Origin of the sequence: Rhodobacter lacus (genome assembly GCF_042683065.1) — a bacterium.
GTDB classification, from domain to species: domain Bacteria; phylum Pseudomonadota; class Alphaproteobacteria; order Rhodobacterales; family Rhodobacteraceae; genus Rhodobacter; species Rhodobacter lacus.
On record NZ_JBHUIX010000014.1, the window covers coordinates 1 to 19,836 of the forward strand.

At 66.2% G+C, this 19,836-nt stretch carries 20 protein-coding genes and 1 tRNA gene; 8 read left to right on the forward strand and 13 right to left on the reverse strand.

Annotated elements, in window-relative coordinates; translation table 11 throughout:
• From ACFSM0_RS15650 to ACFSM0_RS15665, 4 genes are all read right to left on the reverse strand, one after another.
• A partial coding sequence (locus tag ACFSM0_RS15650; RefSeq protein WP_377392835.1) for a GDP-mannose 4,6-dehydratase occupies positions 1-76 on the reverse strand: 76 nt, incomplete at its 3' end.
• A 152-nt stretch (positions 77-228) separates the two neighbouring features.
• Positions 229-1,182: a hypothetical protein gene (locus ACFSM0_RS15655; RefSeq protein ID WP_377392540.1), complete on the reverse strand. Its 954-nt coding sequence runs from the start codon at positions 1,180-1,182 to the stop codon at positions 229-231.
• Complete coding sequence (locus tag ACFSM0_RS15660; protein WP_377392543.1) at positions 1,179-2,630, reverse strand: FkbM family methyltransferase; 1,452 nt, start codon at positions 2,628-2,630, stop codon at positions 1,179-1,181. The genes ACFSM0_RS15655 and ACFSM0_RS15660 overlap by 4 nt, the downstream gene beginning before the upstream one ends.
• A gap of 102 nt (positions 2,631-2,732) precedes the next feature.
• Positions 2,733-3,758 (reverse strand): hypothetical protein, encoded by a 1,026-nt coding sequence (locus ACFSM0_RS15665; protein WP_377392546.1) that lies wholly within the window; start codon positions 3,756-3,758, stop codon positions 2,733-2,735.
• A gap of 124 nt (positions 3,759-3,882) precedes the next feature.
• Here ACFSM0_RS15665 and ACFSM0_RS15670 point away from each other — a divergent pair, with 124 nt between their 5' ends.
• A complete protein-coding gene (locus tag ACFSM0_RS15670) occupies positions 3,883-4,149 on the forward strand; it encodes a hypothetical protein (RefSeq protein WP_377392548.1) in 267 nt (88 codons plus the stop codon).
• On the opposite strand, the gene ACFSM0_RS15675 is transcribed toward ACFSM0_RS15670, so the two are convergent.
• From ACFSM0_RS15675 to ACFSM0_RS15695, 5 genes are all read right to left on the reverse strand, one after another.
• Complete coding sequence (locus tag ACFSM0_RS15675) at positions 4,146-6,047, reverse strand: glycosyltransferase family 2 protein (protein ID WP_377392551.1); 1,902 nt, start codon at positions 6,045-6,047, stop codon at positions 4,146-4,148. The two genes, ACFSM0_RS15670 and ACFSM0_RS15675, sit on opposite strands and share 4 nt — an antisense overlap.
• On the reverse strand, positions 6,044-6,214 hold the full coding sequence (locus ACFSM0_RS15680) for a hypothetical protein (protein ID WP_377392554.1): 171 nt from the start codon (positions 6,212-6,214) through the stop codon (positions 6,044-6,046). Before ACFSM0_RS15680 ends, ACFSM0_RS15675 begins: the two co-directional genes overlap by 4 nt.
• Entirely contained in the window at positions 6,211-7,551 is a 1,341-nt protein-coding gene (locus ACFSM0_RS15685; RefSeq protein WP_377392557.1) for a glycosyltransferase family 2 protein, read from the reverse strand. The genes ACFSM0_RS15680 and ACFSM0_RS15685 overlap by 4 nt, the downstream gene beginning before the upstream one ends.
• Positions 7,552-7,604: 53 nt before the next feature.
• Positions 7,605-8,567, reverse strand: coding sequence for a hypothetical protein (locus tag ACFSM0_RS15690; protein ID WP_377392560.1), 963 nt, complete (start codon positions 8,565-8,567; stop codon positions 7,605-7,607).
• A gap of 177 nt (positions 8,568-8,744) precedes the next feature.
• Positions 8,745-8,820: transfer RNA gene (locus ACFSM0_RS15695), tRNA-Lys, on the reverse strand.
• Positions 8,821-8,925: 105 nt separating this feature from the next.
• On the opposite strand from ACFSM0_RS15695, the gene dapF reads away from it, so the two are divergent.
• Entirely contained in the window at positions 8,926-9,759 is an 834-nt protein-coding gene (gene dapF / locus ACFSM0_RS15700; protein WP_377392563.1) for a diaminopimelate epimerase, read from the forward strand.
• Positions 9,756-11,015, forward strand: a complete 1,260-nt coding sequence (gene mtaB, locus ACFSM0_RS15705; RefSeq protein ID WP_377392566.1) for a tRNA (N(6)-L-threonylcarbamoyladenosine(37)-C(2))-methylthiotransferase MtaB — start codon at positions 9,756-9,758, stop codon at positions 11,013-11,015. Before dapF ends, mtaB begins: the two co-directional genes overlap by 4 nt.
• Here mtaB and ACFSM0_RS15710 read toward each other — a convergent pair.
• The 3 genes from ACFSM0_RS15710 to ACFSM0_RS15720 all read right to left on the reverse strand — a co-directional run bounded on the left by ACFSM0_RS15710 (position 11,012) and on the right by ACFSM0_RS15720 (position 12,903).
• Positions 11,012-11,359 carry a hypothetical protein gene (locus ACFSM0_RS15710; protein WP_377392569.1) on the reverse strand — a complete coding sequence of 116 codons (348 nt, stop codon included), beginning with the start codon at positions 11,357-11,359 and terminating at the stop codon, positions 11,012-11,014. The genes mtaB and ACFSM0_RS15710 overlap by 4 nt on opposite strands.
• A gap of 9 nt (positions 11,360-11,368) precedes the next feature.
• Entirely contained in the window at positions 11,369-12,142 is a 774-nt protein-coding gene (locus tag ACFSM0_RS15715; RefSeq protein WP_377392572.1) for a DUF6478 family protein, read from the reverse strand.
• 140 nt (positions 12,143-12,282) lie between these two features.
• Entirely contained in the window at positions 12,283-12,903 is a 621-nt protein-coding gene (locus ACFSM0_RS15720) for a hypothetical protein (protein ID WP_377392576.1), read from the reverse strand.
• 164 nt (positions 12,904-13,067) lie between these two features.
• On the opposite strand from ACFSM0_RS15720, the gene ACFSM0_RS15725 reads away from it, so the two are divergent.
• Complete coding sequence (locus tag ACFSM0_RS15725; protein ID WP_377392579.1) at positions 13,068-13,892, forward strand: glucosamine kinase nucleotide-binding domain-containing protein; 825 nt, start codon at positions 13,068-13,070, stop codon at positions 13,890-13,892.
• Positions 13,880-15,028, forward strand: a complete 1,149-nt coding sequence (gene nagA, locus ACFSM0_RS15730) for an N-acetylglucosamine-6-phosphate deacetylase (RefSeq protein WP_377392583.1) — start codon at positions 13,880-13,882, stop codon at positions 15,026-15,028. Before ACFSM0_RS15725 ends, nagA begins: the two co-directional genes overlap by 13 nt.
• Here nagA and serB read toward each other — a convergent pair.
• On the reverse strand, positions 15,004-15,876 hold the full coding sequence (serB, locus tag ACFSM0_RS15735) for a phosphoserine phosphatase SerB (RefSeq protein ID WP_377392586.1): 873 nt from the start codon (positions 15,874-15,876) through the stop codon (positions 15,004-15,006). The genes nagA and serB overlap by 25 nt on opposite strands.
• Positions 15,877-16,042: 166 nt before the next feature.
• On the opposite strand from serB, the gene ACFSM0_RS15740 reads away from it, so the two are divergent.
• The 3 genes from ACFSM0_RS15740 to ACFSM0_RS15750 all read left to right on the forward strand — a co-directional run bounded on the left by ACFSM0_RS15740 (position 16,043) and on the right by ACFSM0_RS15750 (position 19,678).
• Positions 16,043-17,188, forward strand: coding sequence for a phosphoserine transaminase (locus ACFSM0_RS15740; RefSeq protein WP_377392590.1), 1,146 nt, complete (start codon positions 16,043-16,045; stop codon positions 17,186-17,188).
• A 70-nt stretch (positions 17,189-17,258) separates the two neighbouring features.
• Entirely contained in the window at positions 17,259-18,854 is a 1,596-nt protein-coding gene (serA, locus tag ACFSM0_RS15745; RefSeq protein WP_377392593.1) for a phosphoglycerate dehydrogenase, read from the forward strand.
• Positions 18,855-18,919: 65 nt separating this feature from the next.
• Positions 18,920-19,678 (forward strand): metallophosphoesterase family protein, encoded by a 759-nt coding sequence (locus tag ACFSM0_RS15750; RefSeq protein ID WP_377392596.1) that lies wholly within the window; start codon positions 18,920-18,922, stop codon positions 19,676-19,678.
• Positions 19,679-19,836: the final 158 nt, after the last annotated feature.

Sequence of the window (19,836 nt, forward strand, 5' to 3'; positions counted from 1 at the left end):
CCTTGGCGAGCAGAAATTCCGCCAGATAGGAGCCGTCCTGTCCGGTCACACCGGTGATCAATGCCTTCTTTGTCATACGCGCTTATCCGTCCCTGCAATCGATTGGCACCCGGTTTCGCGCAGCGCCCGGACTGAGCCGTGGCGAACGGGCACCGGCGTAAGTCCGGTCGGCCTACCATATGCCCGGAAACGTCACAAGGCGCGAAATCCCCGTGGGTCCGGGGCGGCTCAGCGCGTTGGCGCCTGCGCGCCCGTCGGGTCCGGGTCATAGCCCAACCGGGCGCACAGCGCTTCATAGGCCGGGGTGGGGGCGCAAAAATCGTGCTGCACGGTCTCGGGCAGGGGGCGGCGCGGGCGCAGCGCAATGCGCCGACCGTTGCGACCGCTGTTGCCCGAGAGCGAGATGATCGGCAAAACGTCTTGCCAGCGCGGATTGACGGGCAGTGCGAGCGCATCGGCGAGGCGGTGGCACTCGGTTTCGGGGTCGGTCACGAAGTGCTCGTAATGGCGGATCTCGACGCCGGGATAGGCATCGAGAAAGGCGAGGTATCGCGTGGCATATCCTTCCAGATGCGCCACCGGGCCGGGCGCACTCTTGAGCAGATGCAGCGACAGGAAGGAGTCAAGCGGGTGGCGCACGGTGAGGACTTGGCGCACCGTAAAATGACGCGCGATCATCGCCCCCATCACCGGGCGTTCGCTCGGGTCGGCCGCAGCACAGAAATGGGAATGGCTGTGGTCGCGCAGCACGAGCCTGCGCCCGTCGCGGGTGCTGTCCTCCCACAGGCATTTGAGCGCAGAAACGAACATGCGCTCGATCGTGGCCTCCGAGGGGGGCAGGCGCGACTGTCGCGACAGGAAGATCAGGTCGCTTGGCGCGAAGCTTCCGGGAGGCCGGAACCAGCGGCTGAACGGGTCGACCTCGCTCAGCACTATCACGTTGGGCTGACAGGCAAGGGCGCGGGTCATCAGCGTGCCGCCGGTGCAGGCGAAATGATGGATCATCCGCACCGGTTCGGCCTCGGCGGCGGCAAGGCGCGCGGTTTGGGCGCGGCACTGGTCGAGGAGGCTTTCGAGCGGTTCGCTCGAAACCGGGCCGCGCAGCGGCTGATAACTGCCCAGCAGGGCCAGGGCGTCGTCGACGAAGCGTTGCAGATCTGCAGCGCTGCCGGTGTCGGTCATGACCTGGCTCCGTCCTTGCCGGTTTCCCCCTGCGCCGAGACCGTGTCGATGGATCTCTGCGACATCTGGGCAAGTGCCGGATCTGCCGGAAGCTCGGTCAGCATATGCAGATGCTGCGAGGCCGCATTCAGCCGCGAGGTCACTTGGGTCAGCAGGGCATCAAGCATCTGTTTTTCGGCTTGAAGCGCCTCGAACCGGTGTCGCAGATCGAGCAGATCGGATTGCGCCGCCGCTTGCGAACGCATCGCCACGCCAAGGTCGAGGTCTTTTTGCTCAAGCCGGTCAGCGACGCGCGCAGCTTCGGTCTCGGCAGCTTCCAGCCGTGCCGCGCTCTGGCGGAGCGCGTTTTCGGCGGCCAGTGCGCGGGCTTCCATCGCGGCAGTCTCGCTGTTGGCGCGGGTCAGCGCCGCTTGCATGCCCTCTTGGGACGCGGCCAGATTGGTCAGCTCGTTTCTAAGCTCAGCGAGCTGTGCCTCGCGTTTCGCCACGCTGGCTTCTGCGCCCTGCGCCCGGGCCTCGGTTTCCGCGCAGGCCTCCGCAAGCGCTCCATTTTGCGTTTTGGCGGCCTCCAGCGCGTCTTTGAGCGCAGCGGTTTCCGCCTGCGCGTCAGCCAGGGCTTGCGTAGCGGCAGCCTGCTGCTGCGCGGCGGCATTCAATTGCGCATCCCGCGCGCCAATCGCGGCTTCCGCAGCTTCAGCCCGGGCCGTCAGCGCGGCATTTTGCGCCTCGAGCCTCTCGTGCTCCGCCGCCCGCTCCGAAAGCTGCGATTGCAGGGTTTCGGTTTGCGCAATTTGCCGGGCCAACTCTTGCCGCGTCTGCTGCAAATGCTGCGCCGTCAGGTCGAGATCGAGCGTCAACTCGGGCCAATCGGGGTCTTGCAGGTTCTCCGCGCCCACCCGCAGCCCCTGTTCGGTGGCCCAACTGCGCACGCGAGCAAGGCACGAGCCGCCCTCGAACATCTCTTCGGCGGGGCAGCTCAGCCGGATCTGATCGATCTCCTCCAGCGCGCCCGCAGCATGCAGGCCCTCGAGAATGGCAAGCTCGGAGCCGGCGGCGTCGATCCACAGATGCAGCGGGCGCGACAGCGGTCCGATCCGCTCGAACAATTTTGCGGGGGTGATCACCTCGACGCTTTGGCTGGCGCGCAATTGCAGCCCGGGCAGCAGCGCGCGCAGCGCGGGTGTGGGCCGGCGCAGGCTGCGCAGACCCGGAAAGTTGAAGCTCGACAATTCGGCGCGGCCGGGGGTTGCATCGACACCGAAAGAGAGCACCCGCACCCGCTCACGCTGCGCGAAGTCGCGCTCCAGCCGCGCGGCAAGGTCGGGGTTGGGCTCCACCAGAACCACGGTGCCCGGAGCTTCGGCAATGAGGGGGGCGAGCGCCTCCCCGGACGGCGGGCCGATCAGCACAAGGCTTGCCGGAAGCGCGTCGCGAAAAGCGTGGATCATCTGAATGTCTCTGGATGGAACATGTCGTTTCAGGAGTTAGGCCATATTCACGCGCTAATTGCAACGCGCACCGCCCGCACCGCCAGCCTTGCCGAATGGGCGTCAAGGCGCGGCCTCTCGCGCGGCGGTCAGCTCTTCTGCAAGCGCGGCGGCGAGGCGGCGGTGCTCACGCAAAAGCGCGGCTGGCGTGCCAAAAAGGCGCGCCATCTGGGCTTGGGTTGCCTGATAGCTCTCCCAAAATGCGCGATCGGGCCGGAACGCATAGAGCGCTGCCGCGCCGTCTTCCGGGGTCTTCCCCCAAAGGTTCACCATCCCGCCGGGCACCAGATCATGCACGCGGTGCGCCGCATCGGCCACGTAAATTGGCACCGCCCCAAGGGCGAAACTGTCGAAGATCTTTTCCGAGACATAGGCGCGCTGATGGGTGTTCTCGATCGCCGAAAGCAGACGGCAGCGCCCGTCGAGGTCCAGAAACTTCTCCAGATGCCAGTCTGGCAGGCTTTGGCGGCGGGGCAAGTCGTTCCAGCCCGCACCCATGCGCAGCACACGCCCGCCGGTGCAGGCGAGCGCGAGCCGGGTGCGCCAGCTGCCAAGGCCAAGGATCTCGCCCCCGCCGCGGTTGACATCAAATCGTGCCTCGTTGCGGTATTCGGCGACAAAGGCGATGTCGCGCTCTGCCGCCTCCCAGCGCGCCGCCCAATCTTGCGCGCTCAGCGCCAGATTGCGCCCGAACCATGTGGCGTAGCGGATGAAAAAGCGCGCATCGGTCAGCAGAAAATAAGGGATCTCGGCAAAGTCATAAAGGCGCGAGGTTGCGTGGTTGAGCACGGTGAAGGGCAACGGGCCTGCCGCCGTCTCAAGGGTCTGGGCGCGGGTGAACGGGTCCGCTGCCCAGACGCTGTCCCAAAAGGGTTCTTCGGAGAGCAGCGCGAGAGGCTGGCTTTCTCCGAGCCTGCGCTTGAGCTCTGCGCCATGACTGTCGAGATCTTTGGGATGCGCCACCACCACCAGATCGGCGTCTTCCAACCTGTCCGTCACCGTGATCGCATCGGCACAAAGCGCGCGGATCGGCGCATAGGCGAGCGGCTGGCGGTGGCTGTATTTGCCGAACGGGTGGACCTTCAACATCGGCGGACCTTTCGTGCTGCGCTGGCGCGGTTATAGGCGCCGGGGCCCGAGGGCGAAAGGGCTGGAACAGCGCGCATGTTCCCGGCTAACTGGCACCGGCACGAAGGGCCGTGGAGGGCAGCACATGCAACAACCGGCGATGGAAGATCCGGCCGCCGAGGTGGCGATCGTGATGGCGCATCTGCGTGCGCTTGAGGGCCAGCTTGAAGAGGAATACCGCGCCCGGCGGGCGCTTGCCGCCCGGCTTGCGCCCCTGGAGCACGAGCGCGATGCACTTGCCGCGCGGCTGGGCGCAGCCGAGGCGGCCCTTGCCGCGATGGAACATTCCCGGATCTGGCGCGCAACGGCGCCTGTGCGCTGGCTGTTGGGCAAGCTGCGCCGCGCGCGCTAGGCCGCCGCGGGCACTGCACCGGGGCGAAGCACGGCGCGGGCGCCTTCGTCCAGCTCCGGCAGGTAGCGATGTGGCTCGTCGATCGCTTGCCCGGGAAGCCGCCGGTAGCGCGTGCAACGCACCCGCTCGCCAAAGCAAAGCACCCTGAGCGCCGCGCCATCGACGCGCGCGCGCAGCAGCGGGTGAAGCGTGAGCGCGCCTGCCCCGGTGGCGTAGAGCGGCACGAGCGCGGCGCTGCGGCCCGCGCGCCGGTCTTCGTCGAGCCAATGGAGAAGCTGATCAAGCCCCTCATCCGCGACCGACATCAGGCCGGCATAGACATGGTGCACCGTCGAGACCGCGTCCGTGCGGTGCCCGGGCAGGAGCGGCGCGGGCGCGGGGAAGGGGCGCGCGTTTCGCGCGGGGTCATAATGCAGCGCGCGCGCCTGCCGGTGATGCCAGAGCTGCGCCTCGTAATATTCGCGCCGGGCGCCATAGTAAAACCAGCCCATGCCGGTGGCGCTGTCGGCGGTGGCGTTGCGACCGTCGTCGCGTTGCAGCGCGAGCGGCCCCTCGGGGAGCGTGGCCACAGCCCCCGGCCCGAAGAGATGGCGCAGGCGGCGCAAAAGCTCGCTGTCGGCCGAGACCCGCACCCTGTCCCAGCCGCCCAGAACCTTGCGCATCAGCTCTGTTGGCACAAGAAGCGAGGGCATGTTCTCAAACAGCATCTCGCCGGTGCCGGTCCAGCGGCTCAGGCTCAGATCGGGGCGCAGCCGCGCCTGCAGGCTCATCGTGCCGGCAAGCCCCGCATGGGTGCGCAGAACCTTCATTTGCCGCGCGATCCGCTCCGGGTGGGCCCAGTCATCGGCATCATGCAGCGTGACATAGGCGCCTTGCGCCATCGCAAGGCCCGCGTTGCGCGCGCCATAAGCCCCAAGGTTTTGCGGCAGCGACATCAGCCGGATGCGCGGATCTTGCGTGGCCGCACGGGTCACGATGGCGGCGGTCTCATCGGTGCTGGCATCGTCGATCACGAGGATCTCGAGCGCCTGCCAGCTTTGCCGGGACAGCGAGCGCAAGGCCGCGGGGAGCGTGGCCTGCGCGTTGCGCGCCGCCAGCAACACCGTGACCAGAGGGCCCCCGGTCTGCCCCTCCGGCGCTGTCGCCGTGAGGCGGTCGAAGGCAGGAAGCGGCCCTTCGATCAACGCGAGAGGGGCGAGACCTGCGGGAGCGAAGGCGCGGTTGAGGCAGGCGAGCCGGGCGGCGTCATCCGTCGCCAGCCGGGTTTGGGCAAGGGCCAGCGCGGCGCTTTCAGGGGCTGCGGCGGCGATGGCTTTTGCCTGCGCCGCCTCGCCCGCCTGCTGCGCCGCGATCATCCGCACCGGATCGAGCCGCAGATGCTGCGCCGCCCCCGGTGCGAGCGCGAGGCCGCGATCAAACCACCGGAGCGCCTGATCCGGCGCGCCCGCCTGCAGGTGCCAGAACCCGAGCGCCTCTGCCGCGGCGGCCCCGGCCGCGCCGCCGTGCCCGGCATGCCTGGCAAGGGCATGGCTTGGCCCCTCGGTCAGCCCGCCCGTTTCCAGAAGCTGACGCAACCGGGAAACTTCTGCCAAGGCATCCTGACGCACCATTGCGCCGGCGGGGGGCGTGGTGGCACGGCCCTCGCGCCAGCCTGACGTGAGATAATGGCGCAAGGGGTCGAGCCCGGCCGCGGTCACATCTGCATGCGCGGCGCGGTAAAACGTGGTCGAAAAGCCCGGCCCCGGGTCGCGGCCAAGCGCCCAGCCGATGCGGCAAAAATGCGCCTCGGGCGCAAGGCCGCTGCGCAAAACGTCGGGGTGGCGCGCGCCATACCATGCGGCATCAAAAAGGCCGCGGGCATGAAGTTGCGCCATCTCCTGCGCGCTTGCGGGGCTCATCTTTGCGTCCGGGCGGCGGCATCCTGCGCGGCAATCAAGAGCCGCTCCAGCCGCACGGTCTCGTCACGGCAGACGGCAAGCTCACGCCGCAGCGCCTCGATCTCGGCCACGAGAAAGCGGTTTTGCGCCCGCAATGCCGCGATCTCGGCGTCGGTCAGGTCGCTCATCCTCGCCCCCCTGCCGGGTGCAATTTTGCCCGGATCCGCGCCAGATTGGGTTCCAGCGGTTCCGTGCCGGTGATGTTGTTGAGCACCGAGCGCACCAGCACATTATGCGCGGTGATCACCGGCAGCGCGCGCGGCGCCGTGGCGGCGCTGTAGCGCAAGAACAGATCCCAGTCGACAAGCCGGGTAAGCCCGGTGTCAAAGCCGCCAAGCCGCTCATAAAGCCCGCGCCGGTGCACAAAGCCATTGAGGTCGATAAAGTTTTCCTGCTCCAGCCGGGCCCGGTCATAGGGCGCAAACAGAACGTCACTCCAGCCATCGTCGATATTGTGGCGGCACACGGCGGTATAAAGGCTCTCTGCACCGCTGTGCAAAAGCCCTGCGCAGGCATAGAGCAGGTGATCGCTGTCCCAGCTGTTGTCGCTGTCGAGATAGGCGATGATCTCGCCCGTGGCGCGGGCAAGCCCGGTATTGCGCGCCGCAGAAACCCCGGTATGGGGGGCTGCGATCACGATCAGCCGGCCATCGGCGATCGGCTCGGCAAAATTGGCGGCAAGCAGGGCCAGCGTGGCATCCTCGCTGCCGTCATCGACTACAATCACCTCTGTGGGCGCATAGGATTGCAAAAGTGCGGAGGCGACCGCCGTTGCCACCGTTTGCGCCCGGTTCCAGCTCGGAATGATCACGCTGACCCGAGGCAGGGCCCGGCCCAGAAGAGCAAGCGCCTCCGCGCGCAGGCGCTCGCTCAGCGCATCGGCGAAATTCGGCGCCGCGGCATGAAAGAGCGCCTCAAGCGAGAGCGGGCGATCACCGAAGGCAGCGGGGCAGGTTGCGCTGAGATCGGCAGGCATGCGCCCCTCTGCAGCGCCGCTCGAAATGTAATGCTTTGCCGCATCGACGCCCGCAGCGGCGACATCGGGGTTTGCGGCGAGGTAATAGGCCTCGTCGAGCAGATGGCGATATTTGCGCCGGGGGAGTTCGTTCAGCGCGCGCGCGAACAACAGGCCGAGGGCGCGACCGGGGCCGCTCAGCCGTTCGCTTACCCCGGCGGCGCGTTCCGCCCGCAGGGTTGCGCGCAGGTGCTGCCCCTGAAACGACGATTTCTGCAGCCGGATCTGTTGCAAGGCGCGCTCTTCGCGCAGGCGGCGGGCAAAGAGATGCAAGAGCGGGGCGAGCGCGGCGGCCTCTGGCCCGGCATCGGGCTGTGTGACGCGCGCAAGTGCCGCCTCGATCTGCGGCGCGAGGTCGTGCGACACACCACCCTCGGCCGCGGGCTGCGGCGTGGTCAGGATGGTCAGGATCTCCTCAAGGAGCGGGTCTGCTGTGATCTCGCTCGGCATCCCGGTTCCGGTCCTCCCGATGCTTGGCGGGCGCGCAGGGAGCCCGTGCCGTCTCAGCCTTGACTCGAGTCGCCGCGCAGCGCCCGCAAGGGCCTGGTGATTTTCCACGAGGTCGATTCGCGCAAGGCCGTGATCTCGTAATGCGCCGCTTCCAGCAGCCCGGAAAGATGCGCCTTTTCTTCCGACAGGCGGGCGCGTTCGGCAGCAACCTGACCGAGTTCTCGGGCTTTGGTATGCAGCTTGGACTCGGCGGCTGTGGCGCGCTCCAGCAAGTCCCGGTTCTTCCGGGTGGCGGTCTGGGCTTCGTCCTGCGTTGTCGCCAGGGATTTTTCCAGCCCGGTGACAGTCTCCAGAAGCTGCGCAAGACTGTCTCGCAGGAGGTTTTGCTCCTGCCCCTCAATTTGCGCCTGCCCCTCCTGGCGCAACACGGCAGCGATCGCCTCAAGCGTTGCGGCAGAGGGCAGCCGGCTGCTGACCGGGCCAAGTGTCATCGCCTCAAGCTCGTCGGCCAATGCGCAGGCCGTTGCATCGCCCGCCAGAAGGCAGGCCGCCACGGCCGCAAAGGCCGAGCCGGTGGGGGGCGGCGCATGGTTGGGCGTATCAGCGCGCAACTTCAGCTTTTCACCAAGACGGGCGCCAAGCTCATTGGCAATCTCATGCGGCAAGGCCCGCATCATCTCGGTATCGAAAAGCACGACGCGACGGCGTGCCTGACGGCAGGTTTTCAGGAAGCTCGAGACCTTGTCGCACCACTGCGAAAGCGCGGCCACAGGCGTTTCGCCCGCGTCGAGGGCTTTGCGCAATTGTTCGGTAGGGGGCACGACCGGAATCAGCACCGGCGTCTGTTCGGCGCCCTGAAGCGCGTCGCTCAGCGCATCGTAACGCGTCATTTCAACAGAAGTTTGGGCGCAGCCGAACAGCCAGGCCAGGGCGTCGATCGCGTCATCATCAATCGCGAAAACCCGGACCCGGAGGCCACCCATGCCGTTTGCGGGGAGCCGAATGCTCGTGTTCATGCCTGTCCACCCAATGATCAAGCCAATCCTGACGCGGATGCACCAGATCATATTTTCTTTGGGCTATCCAGCCCGTTATCCCGCTGCACCGTGGTTGACGCACGCGGCATGCACGCCCCGTCAGCGCTTCCGGCTCAACCGGAAGCCCGCAACCGTTCAACTCGGAAGGGGGAGTGATGGTGAGCCGTGCAGGATTCGAACCTGCGACCCGCTGATTAAAAGTCAGCTGCTCTACCAACTGAGCTAACGGCCCATCACTGGAGCGGCTCTCTAAAGGGGTGTGCCGGGGGGGTCAAGGGCGAAAGCGCGAAAAAATCGCGCTACTGGAAAAAAGCTGGGCAGGGGTGTAGAGGGCGGCATGGAACACGCGCCCCTCTCCCCGGCCAGCCTGCGCTTTCTCAAGATGCACGGTCTTGGCAACGATTTTGTGATTATCGACGCCCGCAGCGGCGAAAACCCCGTCACGCCTGCCCTCGCGCGGGCGCTGGGCGACCGGCATCGTGGTGTGGGCTTTGATCAGTTGGCAGTAATTTTGCCGGCGAAAGGCGCGGATTTCACGCTGGAATTCTGGAATTCGGATGGCTCGAAGGCCGGCGCCTGCGGCAATGCCACGCGCTGCGTGTCAGACCTGATGATGCGCGATCTGGGCCGGGAGGCGGTGACGCTTTTCACCGAGCGGGGCCAGCTTTCGGCCTGCCGCCGCGCCGATGGTCTGGTTTCCGTCAATATGGGCGCCCCGATTCTCGACGCGAAAGCGATTCCCGTTCTGGCGGACCCGATGGCGCTGCCGCGCGCAGGCGCGCCGGTCGCGGTGGGCATGGGCAATCCGCATTGCATCTATTTTGTCGAAGACGCCGAGGCGGTCGATGTGGCCGGGCTTGGCCCGCAGATCGAGCATGACCCGCTCTTTCCCGCGCGCACCAATGTGGAATTTGCCGCGCTCGTCGCGCCCGATCACCTGCGGATGCGGGTCTGGGAGCGGGGCGCGGGCATCACGCTTGCTTGCGGCTCGGGCACCTGTGCGACCGCCGTGGCCGCGCATCTGAAAGGCCTCACGGGGCGGCATGTGATCGTTGATGTTGATGGCGGTCGGCTTGAGATTGACTGGCGCGAGGATGGCGTCTGGATGACCGGACCGACGGCGACGGTGTTCGAGGCCACGCTCTCGCCCGCCTTTCTGGCCAGCCTATGAAACCGCCCGTTTTTGCCACGCTGGGCTGCCGCCTCAACGCCTATGAGACGGAAGCGATGAAGGAACTGGCCGCCGCCGCCGGGCTTGAGGGCGCGGTGGTGGTCAACACCTGCGCCGTCACCGCCGAGGCGGTGCGCAAGGCCAAGCAGGAGATTCGCAAGCTCGCGCGCGAGAACCCGCAGGCGCCGATCATCGTCACCGGTTGCGCCGCGCAAACCGAGCCCGAGACCTTTGCCGCGATGGCGGAGGTGACGCGCGTGATCGGCAATCACGAGAAGATGCAGCCCGAGACATGGGCGGCACTCGCGCCCAAGGGCGCCGATTTCATCGGCGAGACCGAGCGGGTGATGGTCGATGACATCCTCTCGGTAAAGGAAACCGCGGGGCATCTGATTGACGGCTTTGGCCGCCACCGCGCCTATGTGCAGGTGCAAAACGGCTGCGATCATCGCTGCACCTTCTGCATCATCCCCTATGGGCGCGGCAATTCCCGCTCTGTTCCCGCGGGTGTCGTGGTGGAGCAGATCAAGCGGCTCGTCGGCAAGGGCTTTGCCGAGGTGGTGCTGACCGGCGTCGATCTCACCTCCTGGGGGGCAGACCTGCCGGGCGCGCCGCGGCTCGGTGATCTTGTGATGCGGATCCTCAGGCTTGTGCCCGATCTCGCGCGGCTCAGGATTTCTTCGATCGACAGCATCGAGGCGGATGAAAACCTGATGCTCGCCATTGCCACGGAGCCGCGGCTGATGCCGCATCTGCATCTGAGCTTGCAGCATGGCGATGACATGATCCTCAAGCGAATGAAGCGGCGCCACCTGCGCGACGACGCGATCCGGTTTTGCGAAGAGGCGCGGCGGTTGCGCCCGGGCATCGTTTTTGGCGCCGACATCATCGCCGGGTTCCCGACCGAGACCGAGGAGATGTTCGAAAATTCTCTCAAGCTCGTGGAAGAGTGCGGCCTCACCTTTTTGCATGTCTTCCCGTTCTCCGCGCGCAAGGGCACGCCTGCGGCGCGCATGCCCCGCGTGGCCGGCCCCGCCATCAAGGAGCGCGCGGCGCGGCTGCGGGCGGCGGGGGAGGCGGCCCTCCTGCGCCATCTGGAGGCCGAGGTCGGGCAGGAGCGTCAGGTGCTGACCGAGGGGCCGCGGCTGGGCCGCACCGAATACTTTACCGAGGTGAGCTTTGAGCGCGACCTGCCCGAGGGCACGGTGATGACGCTGCGGCTCACCGGCCATGATGGCGCGCGGCTGAAAGCCTAGGCGCCCGTTTCCACGCAATGCCGCCGAAAGGCGCGCTTGAGCAGATCAAGCTCGGCGCGCAAAAGCTCGATTTCCGCGCGCAGGTCATGCTCGAGCGCGGCGCCGGTGACAATGCTGAAATGCCCCACCGTTTCGCCGCGCGCGCTCAGCACGAATGTCTGCACCCCGTCCGAGAGAAGCTCTGCCGGGATCGGCAGCCTGAGCTTCCATTTGCCCGGCTCCAGCAGATCGACCGAGAGCCCCTCAAGCGGCTGTTCCAGATGCAGCACCTCAAAATCGGGCGCTTCGGAGCCCGTCCAGATGCCTTCCCATTGCCCGGCACGGATGCGCGATAGCTCCAGCATTTTTCCCCCTCAGATCTCGGCGCGCGGATAGCGTGCGAAGCTCAGATCCTGCGCGCAGATCTGGTTCATCTGGGGCCCCTCGAAAATGATGTCGACCCAGGCCTTCTCAACCCGCTTCTCGTTGATCTTCGTGTAAGCGAGGTCGAATTCGACAAAGCTCTCGCCGCCCGCAAGCGGCAGTTCCCGCACCAGTTGCTCGGTGTTCGGGCCATGTTTCACGTTGAGGCGGCAAAAGATCTCAAGCGGCCGCTCCAGCGTGATCGTGAGCCCGAGCCGCAGCAGATGATTGCGGCGCAGGCCCCGCACTGCGGCATCGGGCAGATCCAGCACGAGCGAGAGGAACGAGCCGTCAAAGCGGAACACATCCATCTTGAGCCCGTAAGGCGCAAGATCTTGCGGGCCATGGTTGCGGATCTGGCGCAGCGTGAGCTCACTCACCTTGCAATCATGAAACAGCGTCACCTCGCGCCCGATCATCGCGCGCGATTCAGCCGCCGCGATGCCTTGCGGAAACACCGGGCCGCGCCAAAGCTCGGGGCGCCAGGCCCAGTCGCAGCCCAGCGGGCGCTCGATCCCGTCGCCGCCGCCCAGAGGCGCGCTCAGCCGCTCGCCTGCGGTAAACAGCACCCGGTCGATTTCGCGGCGCATCGCCTGCGCATCGGCGCGCAACTGGCGCAGTTGTGCCCGCTCAAGCCCCGGCGCCAACCGCGCCGCGCGCGCCCAGCGCGCCAACATCCGGCCCTGCACCAGCCGGTCGAGAAAAGAATTGGATTTGCCGCTCATTCGGTTCCTGCGCCCTCGGTGTGATCCAGGCGAGCATCAATCAGATCATTGTTTTCTGGCATGCCGGGCGATGGAATTGAAGCAGCAATTGCCTGAAACGGGGCCGGGGCTCCGCTTTGCAACCTGGGCGCGAAAGCGGCTCAGTTGGCGGCGCGAATGCTTTCCTCAAAGGCTTGCAGCAGTGCAAGCTGCGTGGCGTCGTCGATTTGCGTGCCCGCGAGCGGCATCACCGAAAGCGCTGTCACGTGACCTGAAAGCCCGGTGATCGAGCGCCAGTAGACGGCATCGACCGGCGCGCTTTGCGGTGCGGAATGATCGGCGATCTTGAGCAGAAGCGCCTGTTCGTTTTTCTGCGCCTCAAGGATCTCCAGATCCTCCGCCAGCCCCGAACGCGCCATTGCCGCCCGCCCGGCATCGGAGCGGAAGAACCGCTCGTAGCGCGCCAGGGCCCGTGCAACCGGCTCGCGGCTTGTCGGGCCGACCGTGGCGCTCAGCAGCGCGCGGTGGTGCGGCTGGCGCGCGCGGGGGTCTTGCGCAATGGCGGCGCAATTGCCCCAGAGCACAAAGCTGGCATCCGGCCCGTCTCGCCGTGAGCTGGGGTCAACGCAGTAGCCTTCGGGCGCGGCAAGCATCAGGCTGCCGTCGAACACGCTGGCGCTGGAGCTGACGCGCGGTTGCTGCGGAAAAATGAGGGGCACCGGCACCACCATCGTGCAGCCCGAAAGCCCCATCACCAGAGCCAGAACCCAACTGTGACGCATTGTCCCTCCCGCACCCGGAGTTCTCCTAACAATCCAGTTCCTGTGACCGCAAGCACGGAACTGTGACACGTTGCGAATTTCGCCGCGCCGTGGCTTTCGGGGCCCGCCTTTCGTCTTGTCGGAAGGGGAGGTGCGCGGCATGGTGCGGGCAAACGGGAGGAGCCATGATCTATCTGGGCATGGATGGCGGCGGCAGCGGCTGCCGCGCGGTGCTGGCCGACGCGATGGGTCAGGTCCTTGCCCGCGGCGAGGGCGGGCCCGCCAATATCGCCTCTGATTTCGACACGGCGGCGGCCCGGCTCTTGGCGCTTGCACGAGAGTTGATCGCAGAGCGCCCGATGAGCGAGGTGCGGGCCGTTCTGGGCGTTGCGGGGGCAAACCTTGCGGGCGCGGGGGATCGTTTGGCTGCCGCATTGCCGTTTCGCGCCAAGGTCGTGCAAGATGTGATCCCCTCGGTGCGCGGCGCGCTGGGCAGGGCGGACGGCATCGTTGCCGCCCTCGGCACCGGCTCGGTGTTCGCGCGCCAGATCGGCGGGGAGGTGCGCGTGATCGGCGGCTGGGGGTTCCGGCTGGGTGACGAAGCCTCGGGCGCCTGGATGGGGCGGCTCCTGCTCAACCGCATCGCCCGGATGATCGACGGTTATGCCCCGCTGAGCCCTTTGGCCAAGGCAGTGCTCGAAGACCTCGGCGGCGGGCCGGGGCTGGTGGCCTTTACGCTCACAAAAACGCCGGGAGATCATGCCCGGCTCGTGTATCGGATGGCGGCCGCGCTTGAAGATCCGCTCTCGCAGGAGGTTCTGGCCGAAACGCAGCGCGAATTGCGCCGCGCGATCGGGCTTTTGCAAACCGACCCGCCGCTTCCGGTGGCGTGGCAGGGCACGCTTGGCGACACGCTTGCCTTGGCGGATTGGCCGCGGCGCGCGCCTCTTGGCACGGCGCTTGATGGCGCGCTCGCAATGGCGCAGGACGCGGCAACATGGACAGGCTGATCCTCTCGGGCGCGCGGATCTTTGATGGCGCGCAGGTCTTTGAGGATCATGCGCTTGTTGTCTGCGCGGGCCGGATCGCGGCGCTTTTGCCCGAGGCGGAGGCGCCTGAGGGGCAGACGCTGCGGCTCGCAGGCGGCCTGCTTGCTCCCGGCTTTGTCGATCTGCAGGTGAATGGCGGCGGTGGCGTGATGCTGGGCGGGGAGGATCCGCTGGCGGAGATTGCCACGATCTGCGCCGCCCATGCATCGCTTGGCACCACGTCGGTGCTGCCGACGCTGATCACCGCCTCCGCCGCCACCACGCGCCGGGTGCTGGCGGCGGGCGTGGCCGCGGTGGGGCGCGTGCCGGGCTTCCTTGGGCTTCATCTCGAGGGGCCGCATCTTGACCCACGGCGGCCGGGCTGCCACCCGCCCGAGCATATCCGGCCGATGGAAGAGGAAGATCTGCTCACTTTGTGCGAGGCGCGCGCGGGCCTGCCCGCGCTGATGGTGACGCTTGCGCCCGCTTCAGTGAGCCCCGCGCAGATCGCGCGGCTCAGCGAGGCGGGCCTCGTGGTCTTTCTTGGCCATGCCGAGTGCAGCTTGGCCGAGGCCGCAGCGGCTGCGCGCGCGGGGGCCTGCGGCGTCACCCATCTTTTCAACGCGATGAGCCAGCTTGGCGCGCGCGAACCGGGCCTTGTGGGTGCGGCGCTCTCGCTTCCGCTTGCCGCGGGGCTGATTGCCGATGGCATTCATGTCGCGCCCGAGACCGCGCAGCTTGCGCTGAGGCTCGCGGGGGAGCGGATCTTTCTTGTCAGCGATGCGATGGCCCCGGCGGGCACGGAATTGACTGAATTCACGCTTGCCGGGCGCCGCATTTTGCGCCGCGCGGGCGCGCTGCGCACCGAGGCAGGCACGCTTGCGGGCGCGGATCTCACGCTGCCGGAGGCTGTGCGCTTTTGCATCGAGCGTCTCGGCGTCGCGCCCGGTCAGGCGCTCGCCATGGCGACGGCGCGGCCTGCGCAGGTGATCGGCGCGCCGGTCGGGCGGCTCGCGCCCGGGCTTGCCGCCGATCTTGTGCATCTGACCGCGGCGGGCGGCCTTGCCCGGGTCTGGCAAGGCGGGGAGGCGCTTCAGGCAAAATCGGCCAGCGCATAGCCCTGAATGTAAAGCAGCGCCGTCAGATCGCCGTGATTGATGCGGATGTCGCATTGCGCGGCGACCGAGGGTTTGGCGTGCAGCGCGACACCCGCGCCCGCAAGATGCAGCATGCCAAGGTCATTGGCCCCATCCCCCACCGCCATCACCTGATCGCCCGAAAGGCCGAGCTTTGCGGTGATGTCATGGAAGGCCTGCACCTTCGCCTCGCGGCCCAAAATCGGGCGCACCGGAATGCCGGTGAGCTTGCCATCGGCAATGCCGAGCACATTGGCGCGGTTTTCATCAAAGCCGAGCGTTTCGGCGACATAGCCGGTAAAGGCCGTGAACCCCCCCGAGACAAGCGCGCAATAAGCACCCTGCGCCTTCATCGTGCGCAAGAGGTCATGCCCGCCCGGCATGAAGGTGATGCGCTCCTCGATCACTTGCCCGATCACATCGGCCGAGAGCCCGGTGAGAAGGCCCAGCCGTTCCGTCAAGGCGCCCTCGAAATCAAGCTCGCCATTCATCGCCCGCGCGGTGATCGCGCTCACCTGCGCGCCCACGCCCGCCACATCGGCCAGCTCGTCGATGCATTCCTGCTGGATCATCGTGCTGTCCATATCGGCGAGCAGCATCTTCTTTTGCCGCCCCTCGGCGCCCTGCACGACCAGATCGAGGCCGAGGCCCTGCAGGTCTTCCCACACCTGCCAGCGATTCGCGGGCACCTCGCCCAGCGGGAACTCTGCCGCGATGCCGGGCGCGAGCCAGCGGATCTCGCCACCGCCCCAGGCATTGCGCAAGGATTGCACCGCGGATGCTGTCAGGTTGGCGGCTTTGGGATCGGCAATGAGAGTGGCAATGAACATGATGAGATCCGGCGTGTTTCCGATAGTGGAGAAGGGTGTCGCTTTTCGTGTCTGATGCGACGCTTTAGCCGCATTTTCCGTATTGTGCCAGTGCGGCGAAACCGATACCAGCGACGGCGGGACACCCCTCCCCAACGAGGGGCGTTTATCTGGAAGGATAGCACAAATGGCACTGACTGCTCCGGCCACGCGGCCGGCGAACGCGCGTTTTTCTTCGGGCCCCTGCACGAAGATCCCCGGTTTCTCCCTCGACATGCTTGCTGATGCGCCGCTCGGTCGGTCGCACCGGGCCGCGATTGGCAAAGCCAAGCTGAAAGAGGCGATCGACCTCACCCGTGAAATTCTGGGCGTGCCCGCGGAGTACCGCATCGGCATCGTTCCCGCCTCGGATACCGGCGCCGTGGAGATGGCGCTCTGGTCGATCCTCGGCGCCCGCAAGGTCACCATGTGCGCCTGGGAAAGCTTCGGCTCCGGCTGGGTGACCGATGTGGTCAAGCAACTCAAACTCGACGCGGACGTGAAAGAGGCGGGCTACGGCGATATCGTCGATTTCACCACCGTCGATTTTGCCACCGATGTCGTCTTCACCTGGAACGGCACCACCTCGGGCGTGCGCGTGCCGAATGGCGATGCGATCCCGGCCACCCGCGAAGGCCTGACCATCTGCGACGCCACCTCGGCGGCGTTTGCCATGGACCTGCCGTGGGACAAGCTCGATGTCACCACCTTCTCCTGGCAGAAAGTGCTTGGCGGTGAGGGCGGCCACGGCGTGCTGATCCTTTCCCCCCGTGCGGTGGAGCGGCTGGAAAGCTATGCCCCCGCCTGGCCGCTGCCGAAGATCTTCCGCCTGACCTCGAAGGGCAAGCTGATCGAAGGCATCTTCGTGGGCGAGACCATCAACACCCCCTCGATGCTCTGCGTCGAAGATTACCTTGTGGCGCTGAAATGGGCGCAAACGATTGGTGGGCTCAAGGGCCTGATCGACCGCGCCGCGGCGAATGCCAAAGTGGTCTGGGATTTCTGCGCCGCCAATGACTGGATCGCCAACCTCGCCAATGACCCGGCGACGGCCTCGACCACCTCTGTTTGCGTGAAGTTCACCGACCCGCGCATCAAGGATGGTGCGGCTTTTGCCAAGGGCGTTGCAAAACGGCTGGAAAAAGAAGGCGTTGCGCTGGATGTCGGCGCTTACCGCGATGCGCCGGCCGGGCTGCGGATCTGGTGCGGCTCGACGGTTGAAACCGCCGATGTCGAGGCGCTGATGCCCTGGATCGCTTACGCCTTTGAGGCGGAAATCGCGGCGCAAGCCTGATTTGTGAACGAGATGGGCGCGCCCGGCGCCCGTCCATTCCCACATTTTCGAAATTTCAGGAGCCCCAGAAATGGCCCCCAAGGTTCTCATCTCCGACGAACTCTCTGACGCCGCCGTGCAGATCTTCCGCGATCGCGGCATCGACGTCGACTTCCAGCCGAAACTCGGCAAGGACAAGGACAAGCTCGCCGAGATCATCGGCAATTATGACGGGCTCGCGATCCGCTCCGCCACCAAGGTGACGGCCGCGCTGCTCGAAAAGGCGACCAATCTCAAGGTTGTTGGCCGCGCCGGGATCGGTGTCGACAACGTCGACCGTGAGGCGGCCTCGAAAAAAGGCGTGATCGTGATGAACACGCCCTTCGGCAACATGATCACCACCGCCGAACATGCGATTGCGATGATGTTCGCCGTGGCGCGCCAGATCCCCGAGGCCTCTGCCTCGACCCATGCGGGCAAATGGGAAAAATCGAAGTTCATGGGTGTTGAGCTGACCGCCAAGACCCTTGGCGTGATCGGCGCGGGCAACATTGGCGGGATCGTCTGCGACCGCGCCAAGGGCCTGAAGATGAAAGTGATCGCCTATGATCCCTTCCTCTCGGACGAGAAGGCCGAGAAGATGGGCGTGGAAAAGGTCGAGCTGGAAGAGCTGCTCAAACGCGCCGATTTCATCACCCTTCATGTGCCGCTGACCGACAGCACCCGCAACATCCTGAGCCGCGAGGCGCTGGCCAAAACCAAGCCCGGCGTGCGGATCATCAACTGTGCGCGCGGCGGTCTGGTCGATGAGGAAGCGCTGGCCGAGATGCTGAAATCGGGTCATGTCGCGGGCGCTGCCTTCGACGTGTTCTCGGTCGAGCCCGCCACCGAAAACCCGCTCTTCAACCTGCCCAATGTGGTCTGCACCCCGCACCTTGGCGCCTCCACCTCGGAAGCGCAGGAAAACGTGGCGCTGCAGGTGGCCGAACAGATGGCGAACTACCTGCTGGATGGCGCGGTCGAAAACGCGCTCAACATGCCCTCGATGACCGCCGATGAGGCGAAAGTCATGGGCCCCTGGGTGAAGCTGGCGGAATACCTCGGCGCCTTCATCGGCCAGATGACCGACGAGCCGATCAAGGCGATCAACATCACCTATGACGGCACCGCCTCGGGCATGAACCTCAAGGCGCTCGATTGTGCTGTGGTCGCGGGCATCATGAGCCGCGCCAACCCGGATGTGAACATGGTCTCGGCGCCGGTGATCGCGAAGGAACGCGGCATCCAGATCTCGACCACCACGCAAGACAAATCCGGTGTGTTCGACGGCTACATCAAGGTGACCGTCGTGACCGATCTGCGCGAGCGCTCGATTGCGGGCACCTGCTTCTCGGATGGCAAGCCGCGCTTCATCCAGATCAAGGGCATCACCATCGACGCCGAAGTCGGGCGCCATATGCTCTACACCACGAACAAGGACGTTCCCGGCATCATCGGCACGCTCGGCACGCTTCTGGGCAAGCACAAGGCCAACGTGGCGAACTTCACCCTTGGCCGGTCGCAAGCCGGGGGCGAGGCGATCGCCATCGCCTACCTTGACGAGCCGCTCGGCGCCGCCGTGGTGGCCGATCTCGAAGCCACGGGCCTCTTCCAGCAAGTGAAGCCCTTGGAATTCAGCATTCGCTGATCTAGATCAGTACCAGTTATCGAGGCCCTCCGCGACCGCGGGGGGCTTTTTCCATTGGAGTGACCATGCAGACCTACGCAATAGGCGACATTCACGGCCAATATGACCTCATGATGGGCGCTTTCGAGTTGATTTCGGCGGACCGCGCCCGTGATGGCAGTGCCGAGAGCCCGGTCGTTGTGCTGGGCGATCTGTGCGATCGGGGCCCGAAATCGGCTCAGGTGATCGCCCATCTCCACGACGCGCAGAAAAACGGCGAAAACATTGTCGTGATCAAGGGCAACCATGACCGGATGTTTTCCACCTTTCTCGACGACCCGTTCGCGCGGGATCCACGGTTGCGCGCCGAGCTGAGCTGGCTGCATCCGCGCCTTGGCGGGCCGAAGACGCTGGAAAGCTACGGGCTGCGCGAGCCCGGCAACCGCCCTCTTGATCAGGTTCATGCCGAGGCGCTTGAGGCGGTGCCGCCCGAGATCCGCGCCTGGCATGCCGGCCTGCCGCTCACCTATCGTCGCGGCGAGGCGCTGTTCGTTCATGCCGGGATCGCGCCGGGCGTGCCGCTTGAGGCGCAGAAAGAGGATGACCTCTTGTGGATCCGCTCCACCTTCCTCACCGATACGCGCGATCACGGCTTTCTTGTCGTGCACGGCCATACCGCGCTTGATCATGCCACCCATTACGGCAACCGGCTCAACCTTGACAGCTCGGCAGGCTATGGCGGGCCGGTGACGGCTGCGGTGATCGAAGGGCGCGATGCGTGGCTGCTGACCCCGCAAGGGCGGCAGAAAATGGTGCTGCAAAAGGTGCCGGAGACGACCCCTTAATCCTTTGCGCCGATCCTTCCGCAAACGGGCGACTCAGGAGAGGCCGGAATGCGGATCTATGCGGAACCAAAACTGACGGCGGGCTGGGTGATCGGCTCGGGAACAGACCCTCATCCGCTGCGGATGGTCTGGGTCTGGCGGATGTAAGCCCGCCTGTT